Source organism: Alkalibacterium sp. m-11 (assembly GCF_054658155.1).
The window spans coordinates 1-1772 of the sequence record NZ_BAAGIR010000245.1; the positions used below are offsets into that span (position 1 = coordinate 1).

Consider the following 1772-nt stretch of genomic DNA (forward strand, 5'->3'; position numbering starts at 1 on the left):
AATAGCTCTTAAATGAGCATACAATTGATTGGTTTTTACAGCACTATTGGATTTATCTCGTCAAACAGGTTTTGGTTTGATGGTCTAGAAAAAAAGACCAACACAAATAAACCTACGGTGTAGATTTTTTAAAAAAATTTAGGGTTGAGTTGTGAGGTGTTTGTATTGTGCTTTAAGGTGAATAACCATCATAGCCATAGTCAACCAGAACGTAATCCGCCCGCGTGTGCGAACCCCACTGTTTTCCACACCACAGTCTCGCAGAACCTGTTTGTTAATGCGTTCAATACTGGTTCGTTGCTTCATGACAGAGCGCCATTTAGCTGACTGTCTAGGCACTTCAGTGAAAAAACGTGGGTTATCGTCCGTTTTCGTATAAACGGTTCGACCGTAGTCGGACTGAGAACAAGGGGCTCTCAATGGGCACGCGACACACTTGCTTGCTTTAGCTGGGCAACGAAACTTATTCCGGTGACGGGTATAATCGCGTCCATCAAATACCATGGGCAGTCCCCCTTCACAAATGGGAATCCCTTCGTTATTAATGTCTAACTGTTTATATTTAAAGTGTCCCTGCTTTCTATCATTCAGTGCGATAAAAGCAGGAATGTCCCACTCTTTCAATAACCGATAGGTTTCATAGTTATCTGAAGCGGAATCGGAAAGGAAACCGTTGAATGTGAGTTCCGGCTGGAGTTGGCAAAATTCAGCTAAACTGATCATAGCCGTGACACTGTCATGTCGCTTCGCGCTGACCATCTTTAAGTAAAGAGGCAAATCGCAAGCTAACTCCTGATTGTAAGTGGATAATAAATAGGCGGTATGTCCATAAAAATAGTGCTCTTTATAGCTATCCCAACCATAATCAGCAAGTGGATCGGAATAGCGACGGGGACAGAGACATGAAAAGATCCCTTTTTGACGACAGTGACATGTTTTTCTCCCGTAGCTGGAAGCACCCGTATGCACACAGGTGCCATCACCAGAGATGTAGAGCGCATTGTCCAAAATACCCGCTTGGATGGAAGAGTCAACACTGACGTGTTTGAACAGTTTTTGTAAATGACGTTCAGGTCGGAACGCATTAAAATCAGCTTTCCGCACAAGTTTAGCTACTCTTTCCGTTCGATTTTTCTTAGATTCAGGCATCTTTTCATTCTTTTTAAATGGGTTGACTGGTTTACGTTTTTTCGGCTGACGGACCATTGTCTTTTCGCCTGACGGGATAAGCCGTCGGCTGATGGCGTAAAAAGAGGGTAGCGTTGGGATATTCTCTTTATCAATCCCAATAATCAATCGATAAACTGAGCGATGGTGAAGCCGATGAATCAATCGTTCCCAAGACATCGCATAGTACGCACAAAAGACACAGGCACGTAAAAGTTCAATCTGAGCCAGTGCTGGTCGACCGGTAGTCGAATAAAGGGAAGCCAAGTGGTCATGCGATGAATCAAAATTAAGGTGTTGAAACATGTCAAGTGTCTCTTGGTATTCCTTGAGTGCTTCAAGTGGGACAAGCCCACGCAGACGCTCTTGTATAGCCAAGTACTCTTGGTGTGACTGTAAATGTTTTAGCATAGAAAGACCTGCCTTTTCAGTGAGATACAGAGTGTTGGTCTGTTCTCGCTGATTATGTAGGCAAAAACCAAAAGTCAAGTAATAAGCATAAAAATGTGAAAAAATTTAAAAAAAGAAAATAAGTGGAGGGAAAACTCAAAAGAGAAAACCCTAAATCCACTTATATAGAGCATCTATAGTTTCCTAGGTGTCTC

At 42.6% G+C, this 1772-nt stretch carries 1 protein-coding gene; it reads right to left on the minus strand.

Features of this window, described 5'->3' with window-relative positions; all coding sequences use genetic code 11:
• Window positions 1–138: 138 nt before the first annotated feature.
• On the minus strand, window positions 139–1578 hold the full coding sequence (locus ACYQ2O_RS12140; RefSeq protein WP_459796692.1) for a transposase: 1440 nt from the start codon (window positions 1576–1578) through the stop codon (window positions 139–141).
• Between the last annotated feature and the right edge of the window lie 194 nt (window positions 1579–1772).